The following is a 16,664-nucleotide window of genomic DNA, read 5'->3' as shown; positions in this document are numbered from 1 at the left end:
ACAATTCATTAACCATGTCGGTCCAGGATCGGTTCCGGTCGGGAAGATCGAGACCAGAAGGAACCGGACTTGAACCCCAAGGCGCGCCATAGACGGCGGGCGGCGCTGGCTGCCCTGGCAATGGCGGCAGCGGCCCCGGCCGGCGCGAGCGCCTCCGACTTCGTCGAGCCGTGGAAGAACCCGGAACGGGCGCTGGTCATAGACGCCTACGAATACAATCCGATCGACTGGCCGGCCCTGGTCTCGGACAAGCGCATCGTCGGCTTCATCAACAAGGCCTCGGACGGGCTCCCGCCGGCCTATGCCTGCTCGGGCGGGGAAACTGAATTCAGGCTTTGCAAGGCGCTGTGGAAGCGGCATGCGGTGGCGCGCGAATTGTTCCTGACCCGCCGCACGCTGGCCAAGGCGCTCGGCCTCAAATGGGGCGCCTATCATCTGGCCCGGCCCGGCAACCCGGTGGAGCAGGCCGACAATTTCATAGACTTCGCCCAGCCGGCGCCCGACGACCTGCTGGCGCTGGACATCGAGGACAACGATCCCGAAAAATGGATGTCGCTGGAGGATGCCGAGGAATTCGTGCGGCAGGTTCACCGCCGCGCCGGCCGCTTCCCGATCCTCTACACCAACGGCACGACCGCCCGTCATATCGCCGAGCACCGCGACCGCTACCGGCTCCTGTCGCGGCTGCCGTTGTGGTATGCCCGCTACAAGCCGGAGATCGACACGCATTTTCCCAAGGGCAACTGGCACGGCTACGCGCTCTGGCAATTCTCCGCGCAAGCCAATTGCGGCAAGCGGCAGTGCCCGTACCGCGTGCCCGGCACGCCCGACGACATAGATGTCAATGTGGCGCCGATGACGGCGGCGGAACTGCGCGGCCGGTGGCCGTTCGGCGCCCTGATCGACGTGCCGGCCGACTATCTGGCCAGCGTCCCGCTGCCGATCCCGCGCGAGGCCGCGCTCAAGGGCGACTTCGCCGTGACCTATGCGGCCGTGGCCGCGCCGCCGACTGCGGATGAACTGACCGCCGCGGTCGGCGCCTGGTGGCGGCGGTTCGCGGACGGGTTCCGCCTGCCGCCGGTGCTCGGCACGAACCCGTACCGCTATGGCATGGCCGAATATGTCGCCTCGCTGCGGGACGGGCAAAGCACCGTGCCGGCCTCGCAGGGCGCCGAAATCGACGCCGTCGTCACCGGCTCCATCGCTGCCGGCGACCGGCCGCGTTAGCCCGGCTGCTCCGTTTTCTCCCGCTCCACCGCCCGCCAGCCGATGTCGCGCCGGCAAAAACCCTGCGGCCAGTCGATCATGTCGACGGCCTCATAGGCCTTCCTCTGCGCCTCGGCCACCGTACGTCCGGCGGCGGTGACGTTGAGCACCCGGCCGCCATTTGCCACCAGCGCGCCGGCATTGACGGCGGTGCCGGCATGGAAGATCTCGACGTCCTCCAGCGCGGCCGCCTCGTCCACGCCCTGGATGACCGAGCCCTTCTCCGGCGCCGCAGGATAGCCGCGGGCGGCCATCACCACCGTCAGCGCCGCCTCGTCCTTCCAGCGCGCCGATATGTGCGCAAGCTGGCCGTCGGCGGCTGCGTTCATCAGCACCAGAAGGTCATCCTTCAGGCGCATCATCAGCACCTGGCATTCCGGGTCGCCGAAGCGGGTATTGTATTCGATCAGCTTGGGCCCCGTATCCGTGATCATCAGGCCGGCGAACAGCACGCCGGAAAAGGGCGCGCCCATCTCGGCCATGCCGCGCATGGTCGGCTCCACGATCTCGCGCATGGTGCGCTCGACCATTTCCGGCGTCATCACCGGCGCCGGCGAATAGGCGCCCATGCCGCCCGTATTGGGGCCGGTGTCGCCGTCGCCCACGCGCTTGTGGTCCTGCGCGGTGCCGAAGGGCAGCGCCGTGGCGCCGTCGCACAGGCAGAAGAAGCTCGCCTCCTCGCCGGTCAGGAACTCTTCCACCACCACCTCGGCCCCGGCCGCGCCGAAGGAGCCGTCGAAGCAGGCATCGAGCGCGGCCAGCGCCTCCTGCTCGGTCATGGCGACGGTGACGCCCTTGCCGGCGGCCAGCCCGTCGGCCTTGACGACGATCGGCGCGCCCTTTTCCTTCACGTAGGCGCGCGCCGCCTGAAGATTGTCGAAGCGGCCATAGGCGGCGGTGGGGATGCCGTATTTCGCGCAAAGCTCCTTGGTGAAGCTTTTGGAGCCTTCCAGGCGTGCCGCCGCTTTCGACGGCCCGAAGACGCGGATGCCGGCGGCACGCAGATCGTCGGCGATGCCGGCGACCAGCGGCGCCTCCGGCCCGACCACGACGAGGTCGATCCTGTGCTCGCGGCAGAAGCCGGCGACCACCGCATGATTGGCCAGATCCAGCTTCACGCAGTCGGCGTGGCGGGCGATGCCGGGATTGCCCGGCGCGGCATAGAGCCGGGTGAGCATGGGCGATGCCGCGATCTTCCAGGCCAATGCATGCTCACGGCCGCCGGAGCCGAGGAGAAGAACGTTCACGGGATCACCCCTGTGCTAGGTCGTCGTGAAGGGTCGAATGCCGAACCCGCTATTGGTCGAGAGGCCCAAGGTCAAGCTATTAGGTAGGCATGGCGGCGCGGCCGCCGAGAGGCGGGTGCGAGAATCACCGGCCATGGGCGTCGCCCTTGTCGGTGACGCGACGCGAGATGAACGGCAAGAACGCTTGACGCCGGGCTCCGGCACTGGCACCCAACCGCCATGGAACCCATTCAATCCAAAGCGGCCCAGGGCCGGGTCGCCGACGCGCCCAGCGGCCATTGGGTCTACCGCATATTGCCGCGCCGGCTGTGGCCCTATGCGCAGCTTGCGCGCTGGGACCGGCCGATCGGCTGGCAGTTGCTTTTATGGCCTTGCTGGTGGTCGGCGGCACTCGCGGCAAGCGCCTATGCCCGGCCGGAAGATTCGCTGGCCTCGCTGCTGCCCGAGCCGTGGACGCTGCTGCTGTTCCTGGTCGGGGCCATAGCCATGCGCGGCGCCGGCTGCACCTACAACGACATCGTGGACGAAAACATCGACAACCAGGTCGAGCGTACGCGCTCGCGGCCGCTGCCGTCCGGGCAGGTGACGCGCCGTCAGGCCTGGATCTTCCTTGTCCTGCAGGCGCTCGTCGGGCTTGCCGTGCTGCTGCAGTTCAACGACTTCGCCATCCTGCTCGGCCTGTGCTCGCTGGTGATTGTGGCGGCCTACCCCTTCATGAAGCGAATCACCAACTGGCCGCAACTGGTTCTCGGCCTTGCCTTTTCCTGGGGCGCACTGATGGGCTGGGCGGCCGAGTTCGGCGACGTGGACGCCCCCGCCGTCCTGCTCTATGCCGGCGCGATCCTGTGGACGATCGGCTACGACACCATCTACGCGCACCAGGACAAGGAGGACGACGCCATCGTCGGCGTGCGCTCCACTGCCCGGCTGTTCGGCGACGCGACGCAGACCTGGCTGGTGGTGCTCTACGGCGGCGCGTTGATGTGCTTTGCCGTCGCCATCGCCACGGCCCAGGCGCCGGTGGTGGCGCTGGCCGGGGTGATCGCCGCGGCCGCCCATATGGCCCGGCAGATCCTAACACTCGACATCGACGATCCCGACCAGTGCCTGAAACTGTTCAAGTCGAACAATCAGGTCGGCTGGCTGATCTTCATCGGCCTGATCGGCGGTGCGCTGTGGGTGGCGCTGAAGCCGATGGTCTGAGGCGTCTGCTTCCCTATTCCCGCGCGATGATCTCCTCGCCGCCGATCACCAGCCTCAGGCCCAGGTCGCCGGTGCGGCGCCGCGCCAGGAAACGCGGGCGGCGGGTGGTCGAGATGCGGCCCTTGCGGCGCTCGAGCGGCGGCGCCGTCTTGATGGCCACGCCGAGCGATTCCTCCAGCGTGCGGGCCACGCCGTCGGCCTCGATAAGCAGCATGGGCAGCCGATAGGCATCCGCCCAGGCGCGCCAGTCGGCGGCAACGTCGTCCAGATCGTCGGCCACCAGCAGCGGCACCGACAGCATGGGATCGGCGTGCAGCAGTTCCAGCGTGACGGTGACGTTGCCGTCGCCGTCTTCCATGGCCCGCGCGGCCACGCCGCGGAAAACGCGGGCCGGAAGCGCGATGATGGCGGGAATGCCGCTCATCGCCAGTTGGCGGCGGATGACGGCGCCGCGCTGGTCGATGGTGAAGGTGACGTCGCCATGGTCGTCGCGCGTGGCGTAGCTCACCACCTGCGGCAGGCGAAACGGGTCGAGCCGCATGGCGCGGCCGGCCCAGACTGGCATCAGTCCGGTGTTCATGTAGAGCCTTCCTGTCTCTCCTGAGAGCCGGTCTTCCGGTTCTCTCCGGGCCGGTTTTCCCAGCCTCGTATGAGATGGACAGTAGTGCCGGCTCCTTACCGCCGGGCTTAAGGAATTCGGTTAAATTTTGCTGATCTGCCAGATGGTTATCGGATTCCGACCACGCGACGGGCCAGGCAAGGATCAGATAACCCTTCCCGGGTTCATGATGCCGGCGGGGTCGAAGGCGGCCTTCACGCGGCGCATGAGGTCGATCGCCACGGGCGGCGCGGTGGCGATCAGTTCGTCGCGTTTCAGGCGGCCGATGCCGTGCTCGGCCGAGATGGAGCCGTCGAGCGAGCGCACCACCTCGTGCACGGCCTGGTTCATCGGACGATAGAGCGCCAGGAACGCCGCGTCGTCGCCACCCGCCGGGCGCGAGACGTTGTAGTGGAGGTTGCCGTCGCCCATATGGCCGAAGCAGACCGGCCGCGCGCCCGGACAAACCCTTTCAACCGTCGCGGCCGCCTGCGCGATAAAAGCCGGCATGGCGGCGACGGGAACGGAGATGTCGTGCTTGATGGAGGCGCCTTCCGGCTTCTGGCTCTCCGGCAGCATCTCGCGGAAATTCCAGAAGGCATGCGCCTGCGAAAGGCTCGCCGCGATCACCGCATCGCCCACCGTGCCCGCCTCCAGACCTTGGCCCAGGATCTCCTCGACCAGGCCGCGGGCATCTTCCGCCGAGCGGCCGGACGAAATCTCGATCAGCGCGTACCAAGGCCAGTCCCCGGCCAGCGGCCGGGTCACCCCGGCGGCATGGGCGAGCGTGAAGTCGTAGGGCCGCTGCCCGATCAGTTCGAAGGCGGTGAGCGCCGGGCCCGCCCGCTCCGTCGCCAGCAGGAACAGCGCAAGCGCCTGCTCCGGCGACTGGAGCCCGGCAAAGGCCACCTCGCGGCCCTTCGGCTTTGGAAACAGCTTCAGCACCGCCGCCGTGATGACGCCCAGCGTGCCCTCGGCGCCGATGAACAGGTTCTTCAGGTCGTAGCCGGTGTTGTCCTTCTTCAGCTTGCGCAGGTCGTCGAACACCTCGCCGGTGGGCAGCACCACCTCCACGCCCAGGCACAGTTCGCGCGCATTGCCGTAGGCAAGCACCCCGGTGCCGCCGGCGTTGGAGGAAAGATTGCCGCCGATGCGGCACGAGCCTTGCGCGGCGAGCGACAGCGGAAACAGCCGCCCTGCGGCGTCGGCCGCTTCCTGCAGGGTCTGCAATATCACGCCGGCTTCCGCCGTCACGGTGTTCGAGGCCACGTCGATCTCGCGGATGCGGTCCAGCCGGGCCAGCGACAGCACCACCTCGCGCCCCGAGGCATCGGGAACCTGCCCGCCCACCAGCCCGGTATTGCCGCTCTGCGGCACGATGGGCGTCCCGGTCTCGGTGGCCAGCCGCAAGATGCGGCTCACCTCGTCCACGCTGCCCGGCCGCAGCACGAGCCCTGTGCGGCCGTGCCACAGTCCGCGCGGCTCGGAGAGATAGGGCGCGATGTCGCGCGCATCGCGCAGGGCGTATTTGTCGCCGACGATGGCGGCGAAGCGCTGGACGAGGCCGGGATCGAGCAGGGAGGCGGTGTCGTTCATCCGCGCAAACTATGCGTCGCCGCCGCCATTGTCACGCGGGGCGGCGGCGCGCGAAAGCCGGTCGTTGATCGCCTCGCCCAGCCCTTCCATCGGCACGGGCTCGGCGGCAATGGTGGCGGCGCCGCTGCTGTCCAGTTCATGGAGAAAGGCGAACAGGTTTGCCGCCGCCTCGCGCAGGTCCCCGCTTTGCGACAGGTTGCGCATCATCACGGCTTGCTGCCAGCCCGGCACCCTGTTCGGCCCGAAAGCCAGCAGGGCCTCGCCGGGCCGGACCTCGCCGACATGAAGCCGCATGGCGGCCTGCGGCGCATAGTGCGAAGCCAGCATTCCGGGCGCCTGCACAGCCGCCTGAACGCCGGCCGCGCCGCGCAGCAGCTTCACGCCGGCAGCCGCTTCGATCTCCTCGGCGGCGATGCCGCCGGGCCTCAGCAGGCGCAAGCCGCCCTCCTCCGCCTTCACGATCGTGGATTCCACCCCCACCGGCGCCGCGCCGCCATCGACCACCAGCTTTATCCTGCCGCCCAGCGAGGCGGCGACGGCGGCCGCGCTGGTCGGGCTTATCCTGCCCGAGGCGTTGGCGCTGGGGGCCGCGAGCGGGCGGCCGAGCCGGGCGATCAGTTCGCCGCCGAAGCCGCGCGGCATGCGCAGCGCGATGGTGGCAAGGCCCGCAGTGGTCAGCGGGTGGATGCCCGCGCCCTCGCGCAGCGGCAGCACCAGCGTCAGCGGCCCGGGCCAGAATTTCTCCGCCAGCCGGCGCGACAACGGGTCGAACACGCCGATGCGCTCGGCCATGGCCATGTCGCAGACATGGGCGATCAGCGGGTTGAAGCGCGGCCGGCCCTTGGCCTCGAAGATGCGGGCCACCGCCTCGCCGTTCATCGCGTCGCCGGCCAGCCCATAGACCGTCTCGGTGGGAATGGCCACGACCTCGCCGGCGCCGAGCAGCGCCAGCGCCCGGTCCATCGCCTTATCGGCAGGCAGTATCTCGGCCACGGTCTTTCGTCCCTTCGGCCATCGCCGGCGCTCTAGCCGGCGATGCGTGAGAAGTCGGCCACCTCGCCGGTCGCCGCGCGGATGCGCGACAGGAGCGCCAGGCGGTTGGCGCGCACGGCCTGATCCTCATCGTTGACGAGAACCTTCTCGAAGAACGAATCGACGGGCTCGCGCAGGCTGCTCAGCGCCCGCATGGCGCCGGAAAAGTCTTCGTTCCGAATCGCTTGGCCGGCATTCTTCTCGGCCTGATTCACCGCGGCGAACAGGTTCTTCTCGGCCTCTTCCCGGAAAAGCGCCGGATCGACGGCGTCCGCGACGGCGGTGCCCTTCTTCTCCTCGGCGGCGAGGATGTTGGCGGCGCGTTTTGTCCCGGCCAGCAGGTTCCTGCCGTCCTCGGTGTCGAGGAAGCTGCCGAGCGCCTCCACCCGGCGCACGATGGTGAGCAGGTCGTCGTTGGCCGCTCCACCCTCCCCCTTGTGGAGAGGGTCGCCCGCGCCAGCGGGCGGGGTGGGGGTCGGGGCGTCGGCGTGGTTACCCCCACCCGGACCTTCGGTCCGACCTCCCCACAAGGGGGAGGTGGAGGCAGCGCCGCTCGCCAGCACCGCGTCGATGAGGTCGTGCCGCGCGCCCTTGTCGCGCAGATAGACCTTCAGCCGGTCGTGGAAGAAGGAGAGGAGATCGCCGAAACTATCATTTGGCGCCGAAGCCGAGGAGAACCCCTTCGTGGCGCTCCGCCAGGTATCGGCAAGCCCCATCCGCACCCCGTTCTCGACCAATATCCGGATTACGCCCAGCGCCGCCCTGCGCAGTGCGAACGGGTCCTTGGAGCCGGTGGGCTTCTCGTCGATGGCCCAGAAGCCGACCAGCGTGTCGAGCTTGTCGGCCAGCGCCACGGCGACCGAGACCGGATCGGTCGGCACGCGGTCGGACGGGCCTTGCGGCTTATAATGCTCTTCCAGGGCCGCGGCCACCGACGCGTTCTCGCCCTGCAGCAGTGCATATTTGCGACCCATGGCGCCCTGAAGCTCGGGGAACTCGCCCACCACTTCCGTCTGCAGGTCGGCCTTGGCCAGCACCGCGGCGCGGGCCGCGAGATCGGCATCGGCGCCCACCAGCGGCGCGATCTCGCGCGCCAGTTGGGTGATGCGCTGCACGCGCTCGCCTTGCGTGCCGAGCTTGGCATGGAAGGTGACGTCCAGATGATCGAGCCGCGCCATGCGCTGGTCGAGCGGCCTTGCCAGATCCAGTCCGAATTTTTCGGCCGACGCCTGCAACTGCGCCAGGTCGGGCAGGTCCGCCTGATCGGTCTTCCAGAAATGCACCGCATCCGACAGGCGCGCGCGCACCACCTTGCCGTTGCCGCGCGCGATCTCGGCGCCGCCGTCCCTGGCCTCGATGTTGGAAACGAGGATGAAGCGGTTGGAGAGGCTTTCGGCCTCGCCATGCAGGCGCGTCACGAAACACTTCTGGTTGGCGCGGATGGTCAGGCGAATGACCTCGGCCGGAATGGCGAGAAAATCCTGATCGAACTCGCCCATCAGCACCACCGGCCATTCGACCAGTCCGGCCACCTCCTCCAGCAGGCCCTCGTCCTCGACAAGGTCCAGCCCGTTGGCGAAGGCGAGGTTCTTGGCGTCCGCCAGGATGCTCTGCTTGCGGCGGTCCGCGTCGAGCACCACCTTGGCCGCCTCCAGGCTGGCGGCGTAGTCCTCGAAGCGCCGGACGGCGATCGGACCCGGCGCGTGGAAACGGTGCCCGTAGGTGACGTTGCCGGAGCGGATGCCGTCGACCTCGAAATCGACCACCACCGGCTCCTCGGTCTCCGGCCCGAAGGTGCACAGGATGGATTGCAGCGGCCGCACCCAGCGCAGCGCCTCGCCGCCCTGCCCGGCGATACCGCCATAGCTCAGGCCCTTCGGCCCGGACGCGGCCCCCCAGCGCATGGATTTCGGCCAGGGAAAGGCGCGCACGATGCCCGGCACCAGTTCGGCGATGATCTCCTCGGCCGCCCTGCCCTGCTTGACGATGTGGGCGACGTAGAAGTCACCCTTCTTCGGATCGGAATGGACATGCGCCTCCGCCACCGAAGCCAGCCCCGCCTTGCGCAGAAAACCCTGGATCGCCTGTTCGGGCGCCTTGGTGGACGGGCCCTTGATCTCCTCGCGCACGTCCTTGGAGCGCGGCGGCAGGCCGCGGATGTCGAGCGTCAGCCGGCGCGGGGTCCAGTATTCGCGGGCCGCCTCATAGGTCAGGCCGGCCTCGACCAGCGCATCGGTCAGCAGCTTCTTCAGGTCGCCGGCCGCCTTGCGCTGCATGCGCGCGGGGATTTCCTCGGAGCGAAGTTCAAGCAGAAGATCGGGCATCTATGCAGCCTCCGCCCGCATGTCTTGCAGTTTGCGCGTCCTCACGCCTGCGGCGTTGCGGGCGCGCGGCGGGGCGGGAATCTCCTCGGAGCGAAGTTCAAGCAGAAGATCGGGCATCTATGCAGCCTCCCGCGCCATCTGGAACCCGCCTGCATCCGTCAGCAGGAACGCTTCGCCGCAGGCCTTCGCCAGGTTGCGCACGCGCAGGATGTAGCTCTGCCGCTCTGTGACGGAGATGACGCCGCGCGCGTCGAGAAGGTTGAAGACATGGCTGGCCTTGATGCACTGGTCGTAGGCCGGCAGCACCAGCCGGTGCGGCTCGCCGTCCGACAAGGGTGCGCCGGAGGCCAGCAGCGCCTGGCATTCGCGTTCGGCGTCCTCGAAATGCTTCAGCAGCATCGCGGTGTCGGCGAACTCGAAATTGAAGCGCGAATATTCCTGCTCGGCCTGCAGGAAGACGTCGCCATAGGTGACCTTCTCCGCCCCCTCGCGGCCGTTGAAATTGAGGTCGTAGACATTGTCCACGCCCTGCACATACATGGCCAGCCGCTCCAGCCCATAGGTCAGTTCGCCGGCAACGGGCGCGCATTCGATGCCGCACACCTGCTGGAAATAGGTGAACTGCGACACCTCCATGCCGTCGCACCAGCATTCCCAGCCCAGCCCCCAGGCGCCCAGCGTCGGGCTTTCCCAGTCGTCCTCGACGAAGCGGATGTCGTGCAGCAGCGGGTCGATGCCGATCGCCGCCAGCGAGCCGAGATACAATTCCTGCAGGTTGGGCGGGTTGGGCTTCAGGATCACCTGATACTGGTAATAGTGCTGGAGCCGGTTGGGGTTCTCGCCGTAGCGGCCGTCCTTCGGCCGGCGCGAGGGCTGCACATAGGCGGCGTTCCACGCCTTCGGCCCCAGCGCGCGCAGCGTGGTGGCGGGGTGGAATGTGCCGGCGCCCACCTCCATGTCGTAGGGCTGCAGCACCACGCAACCGTATTTTGCCCAGTAGTCGTGCAGGGTCAGGATCAGCCCCTGGAACGAGCGGCTGGGGTCGAGATGGGCAGGCAGGTTGGCGGTCACGGGAACGGCCTCGACGGGAAGCGGAGGGAATGGGCCACTCCCTAGAGGTGCCGTCCGCCAGCGTCAAGGCAAAGGCGGACGAGGGGCGAAGACAGCGGTGCTGCTCTTGCGCGCCCCTCACCCGGCCTTCGATCTGCGAAAGACGCTGCGCGAACCGGCACCCCGGCCCCTCGCAGGCTCGGGGCGTTCGAAACTCGAAAAGCCAAGCAATTGGCTTTTCGTCCACTTCGTGGACCGTTTCTCACCCCTTCGGCGCGGCGGGCTTCGGCTTCTGCAGTTCCTGCGCGGTGGCGGGCTCCAGCGGCGGCAGGCCGCTCAGGAGCTTCTGCTGCACCTGCTGCAGAAGCTCAGGATCGGGCTTCATGTCGCGCGCGTGGCTCCACTGGAAGGTGGCTTCCAGCTTGCGGCCGACGCGCCAGTAGACGTCGCCGAGATGGTCGTTGAGCACCGGGTCCTCGGGCTTGAGCGACACGGCGCGCTCCATCTCGCGCACGGCGTCGTCGTAGCGGCCGAGCTTGTAATAGGCCCAGCCGAGCGAATCGATGATGTAGCCGTCGCTGGGGCGCAGGTCGGCGGCGCGCTGGATCATCTCCAGCGCCTCCTTCAAATTACTGTCGCGATCGACCAGCGAATAGCCCAGATAGTTCAGAACCTGCGGCTGGTCGGGGAAAAGTTCCAGCGCCTTGCGGAAATTCGGCTCGGCCTTCGGCCATTCCTTTAGCCGCTCATAGGCAATGCCGCGCTGGTAGAAGATGTTCCAGTTGGCCTTGGCGGGGTCCTTCAGCCGTTCCACCGCCTTGTCGTAGAGATCGGCGGCCGCGCGGAAATCCTCCTTGGAGGAATAGACCCCGCCCAGCGCCAGATAGGCGCGCATGTCGTCCGGGTGCGCCTCGACCAGCGCCTTCAGATGGGTGATCGCCTCGTCATTGTGGCCAAGATCGGCCAGGTTGAGGCCGAGCTGAAGCTCGGAAATCTCCTTCAGCGGCGAAGCGGCCGGGATCCGGCGGTAGAGATCGATGGCCTTTTCGCTGTCCTTCATCTGCTCGGCCACGCCGGCGAGCTGCACAAGGGCGGCGTCGCTGTCGGGCTTCAAAGCCAGCGCATATTCCAGATAGAGCCGAACGAAGGGCTCGCCGCCGCCGCGGCTCAGCGCGGTGGCCAGGTCCAGCAATATCTCGGAAGCCCCGCCGGCCGGGTCGGAGACGAGAGGGGACGGCTTCTCGCCCTTGGCGATCTGCTCGCGCAGCGCGACCGTCTCGGGCTTTCCGGGGGCGAAGGCGTCGGCCTGGTCCAGGATCGACAGCGCCTTGTCCTTGTCGCCGTTGCGGGCAAGGAAGGAGGCATAGGCCTGGGCGCAGCGCAGCCAGGTCTCGGGCGCGGCGCCGCCGGCCGCCGTGTTGGCCACCGTCGCGGCATAGGCTTCGTCGGCCTTGTCCTTGAGGCCGGCGACATCGGCGATCAGCCCGCGGTGATAGGACTTGAACAGGTCGAACCATTCCGGCCCGTCGAGCTTGTCCACATAGGCGAGCGCCTCGGCGCTGTGGCCTGCGCCCTGCTTGGCCCAGCCGGTCATGACGCCGGAGATCAGCTTGTCGAGATCGGCCTCCAGCGACAGCTTCAGCCAGTATTCGGCCTTGGAGTAATCCTTCTTGCGGAAGGTTTCGACCGCGAGCGCCAGGCGGGAGAACCGCTCCACGTCGGGCACTTCCTTCAGCTTGTCGGCATAGGGCAGCGATTCCTGGAAGCGGCCCTGCGCGATCAGCGACAGCATCAGGCTCTGCTGGAGGGCCGCATCGCCGGGATCGAAGGCGAGCGCCTGCTTGTAGTAAGTGATGGCGTTGTCGAGGTCGTTGTCGGCCTCTGCCACGCGAGCCGCAAGGAAGGCGCCCGACAGCGAGGTGATCTCCACGGGGCCCTCGGCCTGCTTGGCAAGCGCCGGCTGGCCGAATGCCGCCACGCCCGCAAGAACAGCCAGGCTCGAAACCCAGCGAGCACGTCTTTGCCGCATTTTCTTCCTTTCTGACGGCGCATGCCCCTGCCGCACAGGAGTCGCCATGATATCTATCATCCTTCGGCGCAAAGCATGGCCTTTTTGCGTTCGCACCGCAATCGGCGCCGACCTCACAATTGCGAGGACGGCTCGGCACCGTGGCCGGGCCTGATGTGCCGTCCCGGTTAACAGAAACGTAACGAAAAGGCCGGCAGATGGCAGCCTTGCTCCCCCGGCGGCACCAGCGCGCAACTGGACACGCGGCGCAGTTGCCCGTCATGCCGAAAGGTGCAGATACCATGCGGCGCAGCCTTGTTCTTGCAGCGACGGGGCTTGCCCTGTCGGTTCCGGCCGCCCATGCGGGCATATTGTGCACGGCGATCGCCGATGCAGCGACCGGCAAGGTGCTGAAGCAGGACGGCGACGGCTGCGACCGGCAGGTCACGCCCGCCTCCACCTTCAAGATCGCCATCGCCCTGATGGGCTATGATTCCGGCTTCCTCGCCGACGAGCATGCGCCGAAGCTGCCCTTCAAGCAAGGCTATGCCGACTGGATAAAGGCCTGGCGGGCGGACACCGACCCGGCGGGCTGGATGAGGAATTCGGTGGTCTGGTATTCGCAGCAGATCACCCGGTCGCTCGGCGACCAGCGCTTCGGCCACTATGTCGCCGCCTTCGCCTACGGCAACCGCGATGTCTCCGGCGACCCCGGCAGGAACAACGGCCTGACCAATGCCTGGCTCAGCTCGTCGCTGAAGATCTCGCCGCTGGAACAGCTCGGCTTCCTTGGCAGGCTGGCGAACCGCCGCCTGCCGGTCAATGCGCATGCCTACGACATGACGGATGCCATCACCGCGCTTGGAACCCTGCCGAACGGATGGGAAATCCACGGCAAGACCGGCACCGGCGGCCCCCGCAAGGCCGATGGCAACATGGACGGCAGCCGCGCCTATGGCTGGTTCGTCGGCTGGGCGACGAAGGGCGGGCGCACGCTGGTGTTCGCCCGCCTGACCCAGAACGACAAGAAGGAGCCCATCAGCGCGGGCCTGCGCACACGCGAGGCCATGATGCGCGAGTTGCCGTCGCTGCTCGATTCATTGTGACGCGATCGCGTCTCAGTTCACACGGCTGATGCAGAAGTCGATGACGTCGATGAGCGCCGCCTTCTGCGGCGTGCCTTCCAGCGGGGCCAGCGCGTCGCGCGCGATCTCGCCGAAATGGCGGGCGCGGCCGATCGTGTCGGCGATGGCGCCGTGGCGGGCCAGCAGGCCGATGGCCTTCTCCAGCCCGGCGTCGTCGGCCGCGTTCTCCTCGATGGCCTGCTTCCAAAAGGCGCGCTCGGCCGCCGTGCCGCGCCGGTATGCGAGGATGACGGGCAGCGTCACCTTGCCCTCGCGGAAATCGTCGCCGACATTCTTGCCGAGATCGCTGCTGGAGCCGCCATAATCCAGCGCGTCGTCGATGAGCTGGAAGGCCAGGCCCAGATTCATGCCGTAGGAGCGAAGGGCCGCGCGGTCCGAGCGCGAGGCGCCGGCGATCACCGGCCCGACCTCTGCCGCCGCCGAAAACAGCGCCGCCGTCTTTGCCTTGATCACGGCGAAATGCTCGTCCTCGGTGGTGTCGAGGTTCTTGGCGGCCGCAAGCTGCATGACCTCGCCCTCGGCGATGATGGAGGCGGCGGTGGACAGGATGTCGAGCGCGTCGAGCGAGCCGACCTCGACCATCATGCGGAAGGCCTGGCCGAGCAGGAAGTCGCCCACCAGAACGGAAGCCTGGTTGCCCCAGATCATGCGCGCCGTCTTCTTGCCGCGCCGCATGCCGCTTTCGTCCACCACGTCGTCATGCAGCAGGGTGGCGGTATGCATGAACTCGACCGCCGTCGCCAGCTTGACGTGGCCCTCGCCGGAATAGCCGAACATCTGGGCGGCGGCCAGCGTCACCATCGGCCGGAGCCGCTTGCCGCCCGACGAGATCAGGTGGTTGGCGATCTGCGGGATCATCTCGACGTCGGAGCCGGCCTTGGACAGGATCAGCTCGTTGACGCGGCCCATATCGGATGTGGTCAGGTCGATCAGCGCGCCGATCGTCGCGGCTTCACGCTTCCCGCCTTCGAGATTCAGAACGACACCCACCAACGATACTCCCGGCCACTACGCGAGTTTCTTCACCCTTTTCGATTCTAGGCGGCGCTCCGGCGCGCGGCAAGAGGCGAATTGGCGCGGGGGACGGCCGGGGCAGGCCCGGCATGCGTTTACATCGGCCCGTGAAGCTGCGATTTTCGCCGCATGATCGAACTCGTGCGCACCAACGACCCCGTCATCATCTCCTTCGTCGAATCGCTGATGCGCGACGCCGGCATCGGCATCCTCGTCGCCGACCAGAACATGAGCGTGCTGGACGGTTCGCTCGGCATCCTGCCCCGCCGCATCCTGGTCGAGACCGGCCGCGCCGACGAGGCCCGCCGCATCCTCACCGACGCCGGCATCGCCCACGAACTGCGCCCCAGATGAATGCCGCCGCCGAGGCGCCCGCGCGCACGCTTGACGCGCACACCGTGGATGCCTTCCATCGCGGCCGGTTCTGGCTGGTGCAGCCGCAGCGCGCCGGCCACCGCGCCGGCATGGACGCCATGATGCTGGCGGCCGCCGTGCCAGGCTCGTTCCGGGGGCGGCTGGCCGATTTCGGCGCCGGCGCCGGCGCGGCCGGCCTTGCCGTCATATCCCGTTGCGAAGGCGCCACCGCGCTTCTGGTGGAGCGGGCGCCGGAAATGGCTGCCTTCGCCGAGGCGACGCTGGCGCACCCCGCCAACCGGCATCTTGCCGGGCGCGCCGCGGTGCTGCGGGCCGACGTGACGCTGGCCGGAAAGGCGCGCGTGGCGGCCGGGCTTGCCGACAATTCCTTCGACTTCGCCATCATGAACCCGCCCTTCAACGAAGCGCGCGACCGCGCCACCCCCGACGCGCTCAGGCGCGAGGCGCATGTGATGGAAGACGGCCTGTTCGAAAGCTGGGTGCGCACTGCCGCCGCCACGGTGAGGCCGCGCGGCGGGCTTGCCGTCATCGCCCGCCCCGCCTCGCTGCCCGCCCTGCTCGCCGCGCTGTCCGGACGCTTCGGCAGCGCCGAGATCGTGCCCGTGCATCCGCGCCCCGACAGGCCGGCCATCCGCATCGTGGTGCGGGCCGTGCGCGGCGCGCGCGGGGGGCTTGCGCTTCACCCACCGCTGATGCTGCATGAGGGCCCGGCCCACCGCTTCAGCGCGCGCGCCGACACGATCAACAACGGGCTGGCTTCGCTGTTTGCGGATTGACTTTGCCGGCCCGGCATTGCCCTTGCGCGGCGAATGCCTACATGGTGCTCGCCCTCAATCTGGAGAAAACAGCTCCGTGCGCCGACTGCTTGCCCGCCTGCTGCCGAAATCCTGGCGCCCGAACATCGTCACCATTCCCGTCGTCCGGCTGCATGGCGCCATCATGGCCGGCGGCGACCAGTTCCGGCCGAGCCTGTCACTCGCCACAACGGCCGGGCTGATCGAGAAGGCCTTCGCCTTCGACGCGCCGGCGGTCGCCATCTCCGTCAATTCGCCGGGCGGCTCGCCGGTGCAGTCGCGGCTGATCTTCAAGCGCATCCGCGACCTGGCCAAGGAGAAGAAGAAGACGGTCCTGGTCTTCGTCGAGGACGTCGCTGCTTCCGGCGGCTACATGATCGCGCTGGCCGGCGACGAGATCATCGCCGACCCCTCCTCCATCGTCGGCTCGATCGGGGTGGTCTCGGCCTCCTTCGGCTTTCCGGAACTGCTGAAGAAGATCGGCGTGGAGCGCCGCGTCCACACGGCCGGCCAGAACAAGTCGGTGCTCGACCCGTTCAAGCCCGAGAAGCAGGAGGACGTGGAGCGGCTGAAGGCGCTGCAGCTCGAAGTGCACGAAACCTTCATCGACCTGGTCAAGGAACGGCGCGGGACCAAGCTGAAGGACGACCCCGACCTGTTCACCGGCCTGTTCTGGACCGGCGGCAGGGGGCTCGAGCTGGGCCTGGTGGACGGGCTCGGCGACATGCGCGCCACGCTGAAGCAGCGTTTCGGCGAAAAGACGCAGTTGAAGCTGATTTCCCAGCAGCGCGGCCTGCTTTCCCGCTTCGGCCTGTTCGGCTCGGCGCTCGGCGGCGGCACGGCACCCGCCGACATCGCCGCGGCCGCAGCGCACGGCCTTGCCGATGCGGCAGAGGAACGCGCCCTGTGGAGCCGGTTCGGCCTTTGAAAAGCCGCGGGTTGCGGGTAGGATGACGTTGCCTCCGGCCCTGCCGTCCGCTTCCGCCGTCGGTTTGCGCCCGCGAGGAAGGAG

14 protein-coding genes are annotated in these 16,664 nt (G+C 68.1%); 6 read left to right on the top strand and 8 right to left on the bottom strand.

The annotated features are described in order from the left end of the window. Positions 1 to 120: 120 nt before the first annotated feature. On the top strand, positions 121 to 1,227 hold the full coding sequence (locus tag ACTDI4_RS08285; RefSeq protein WP_442843300.1) for a glycoside hydrolase family 25 protein: 1,107 nt from the start codon (positions 121 to 123) through the stop codon (positions 1,225 to 1,227). Here ACTDI4_RS08285 and purD read toward each other — a convergent pair. Further along, the gene (gene purD, locus ACTDI4_RS08280; RefSeq protein WP_442840697.1) at positions 1,224 to 2,513 is read right to left on the bottom strand and encodes a phosphoribosylamine--glycine ligase; all 1,290 of its coding nucleotides are present in this window, start codon (positions 2,511 to 2,513) and stop codon (positions 1,224 to 1,226) included. The genes ACTDI4_RS08285 and purD overlap by 4 nt on opposite strands. A gap of 219 nt (positions 2,514 to 2,732) precedes the next feature. Between purD and ubiA the strand changes: the two genes are divergently transcribed. Next, entirely contained in the window at positions 2,733 to 3,716 is a 984-nt protein-coding gene (gene ubiA, locus ACTDI4_RS08275; protein ID WP_442840696.1) for a 4-hydroxybenzoate octaprenyltransferase, read from the top strand. Between the two features lie 13 nt (positions 3,717 to 3,729). Here ubiA and ACTDI4_RS08270 read toward each other — a convergent pair whose 3' ends face one another. From ACTDI4_RS08270 to ACTDI4_RS08245, 6 genes are all read right to left on the bottom strand, one after another. Further along, a complete protein-coding gene (locus ACTDI4_RS08270; RefSeq protein ID WP_442840695.1) occupies positions 3,730 to 4,296 on the bottom strand; it encodes a DUF6101 family protein in 567 nt (188 codons plus the stop codon). A gap of 183 nt (positions 4,297 to 4,479) precedes the next feature. Continuing rightward, positions 4,480 to 5,910, bottom strand: coding sequence for an FAD-binding oxidoreductase (locus tag ACTDI4_RS08265; RefSeq protein ID WP_442840694.1), 1,431 nt, complete (start codon positions 5,908 to 5,910; stop codon positions 4,480 to 4,482). Positions 5,911 to 5,919: 9 nt separating this feature from the next. Continuing rightward, complete coding sequence (locus ACTDI4_RS08260) at positions 5,920 to 6,903, bottom strand: L-threonylcarbamoyladenylate synthase (RefSeq protein WP_442840693.1); 984 nt, start codon at positions 6,901 to 6,903, stop codon at positions 5,920 to 5,922. Positions 6,904 to 6,935: 32 nt separating this feature from the next. Continuing rightward, the gene (gene glyS, locus ACTDI4_RS08255) at positions 6,936 to 9,266 is read right to left on the bottom strand and encodes a glycine--tRNA ligase subunit beta (RefSeq protein WP_442840692.1); all 2,331 of its coding nucleotides are present in this window, start codon (positions 9,264 to 9,266) and stop codon (positions 6,936 to 6,938) included. 117 nt (positions 9,267 to 9,383) lie between these two features. Continuing rightward, entirely contained in the window at positions 9,384 to 10,337 is a 954-nt protein-coding gene (locus ACTDI4_RS08250; RefSeq protein ID WP_442840691.1) for a glycine--tRNA ligase subunit alpha, read from the bottom strand. Between the two features lie 241 nt (positions 10,338 to 10,578). Then, a complete protein-coding gene (locus ACTDI4_RS08245) occupies positions 10,579 to 12,345 on the bottom strand; it encodes a tetratricopeptide repeat protein (RefSeq protein ID WP_442840690.1) in 1,767 nt (588 codons plus the stop codon). A 281-nt stretch (positions 12,346 to 12,626) separates the two neighbouring features. Here ACTDI4_RS08245 and blaOXA point away from each other — a divergent pair, with 281 nt between their 5' ends. Beyond that, positions 12,627 to 13,430 carry a class D beta-lactamase gene (gene blaOXA, locus ACTDI4_RS08240; protein WP_442840689.1) on the top strand — a complete coding sequence of 268 codons (804 nt, stop codon included), beginning with the start codon at positions 12,627 to 12,629 and terminating at the stop codon, positions 13,428 to 13,430. A 12-nt stretch (positions 13,431 to 13,442) separates the two neighbouring features. Here blaOXA and ACTDI4_RS08235 read toward each other — a convergent pair whose 3' ends face one another. Next, positions 13,443 to 14,459 carry a polyprenyl synthetase family protein gene (locus tag ACTDI4_RS08235; protein WP_442840688.1) on the bottom strand — a complete coding sequence of 339 codons (1,017 nt, stop codon included), beginning with the start codon at positions 14,457 to 14,459 and terminating at the stop codon, positions 13,443 to 13,445. Between the two features lie 153 nt (positions 14,460 to 14,612). Here ACTDI4_RS08235 and ACTDI4_RS08230 point away from each other — a divergent pair, with 153 nt between their 5' ends. The 3 genes from ACTDI4_RS08230 to ACTDI4_RS08220 all read left to right on the top strand — a co-directional run bounded on the left by ACTDI4_RS08230 (position 14,613) and on the right by ACTDI4_RS08220 (position 16,580). Beyond that, positions 14,613 to 14,837, top strand: coding sequence for a putative signal transducing protein (locus ACTDI4_RS08230; RefSeq protein ID WP_442840687.1), 225 nt, complete (start codon positions 14,613 to 14,615; stop codon positions 14,835 to 14,837). Next, positions 14,834 to 15,634, top strand: a complete 801-nt coding sequence (locus tag ACTDI4_RS08225; RefSeq protein ID WP_442840686.1) for a tRNA1(Val) (adenine(37)-N6)-methyltransferase — start codon at positions 14,834 to 14,836, stop codon at positions 15,632 to 15,634. The genes ACTDI4_RS08230 and ACTDI4_RS08225 overlap by 4 nt, the downstream gene beginning before the upstream one ends. A gap of 76 nt (positions 15,635 to 15,710) precedes the next feature. Then, positions 15,711 to 16,580, top strand: a complete 870-nt coding sequence (locus ACTDI4_RS08220) for a S49 family peptidase (protein WP_442840685.1) — start codon at positions 15,711 to 15,713, stop codon at positions 16,578 to 16,580. Positions 16,581 to 16,664: the final 84 nt, after the last annotated feature.

The organism is Mesorhizobium sp. PUT5 (assembly GCF_052216645.1).
Classification (GTDB): domain Bacteria; phylum Pseudomonadota; class Alphaproteobacteria; order Rhizobiales; family Rhizobiaceae; genus Mesorhizobium.
This window is presented reverse-complemented; position numbering and strand designations above follow the sequence as displayed.

Bases quoted from the DNA above. Each gene is read 5' to 3' on its own strand.
- ACTDI4_RS08285 (WP_442843300.1), top strand. From the start codon at position 121: ATGGCGGCAGCGGCCCCGGCCGGCGCGAGCGCCTCCGACTTCGTCGAG.
- ubiA (WP_442840696.1), top strand. From the start codon at position 2,733: ATGGAACCCATTCAATCCAAAGCGGCCCAGGGCCGGGTCGCCGACGCG.
- ACTDI4_RS08270 (WP_442840695.1), bottom strand. From the start codon at position 4,296: ATGAACACCGGACTGATGCCAGTCTGGGCCGGCCGCGCCATGCGGCTC.
- ACTDI4_RS08265 (WP_442840694.1), bottom strand. From the start codon at position 5,910: ATGAACGACACCGCCTCCCTGCTCGATCCCGGCCTCGTCCAGCGCTTC.
- glyS (WP_442840692.1), bottom strand. From the start codon at position 9,266: ATGCCCGATCTTCTGCTTGAACTTCGCTCCGAGGAAATCCCCGCGCGC.
- ACTDI4_RS08245 (WP_442840690.1), bottom strand. From the start codon at position 12,345: ATGCGGCAAAGACGTGCTCGCTGGGTTTCGAGCCTGGCTGTTCTTGCG.
- blaOXA (WP_442840689.1), top strand. From the start codon at position 12,627: ATGCGGCGCAGCCTTGTTCTTGCAGCGACGGGGCTTGCCCTGTCGGTT.
- ACTDI4_RS08230 (WP_442840687.1), top strand. From the start codon at position 14,613: ATGATCGAACTCGTGCGCACCAACGACCCCGTCATCATCTCCTTCGTC.
- ACTDI4_RS08225 (WP_442840686.1), top strand. From the start codon at position 14,834: ATGAATGCCGCCGCCGAGGCGCCCGCGCGCACGCTTGACGCGCACACC.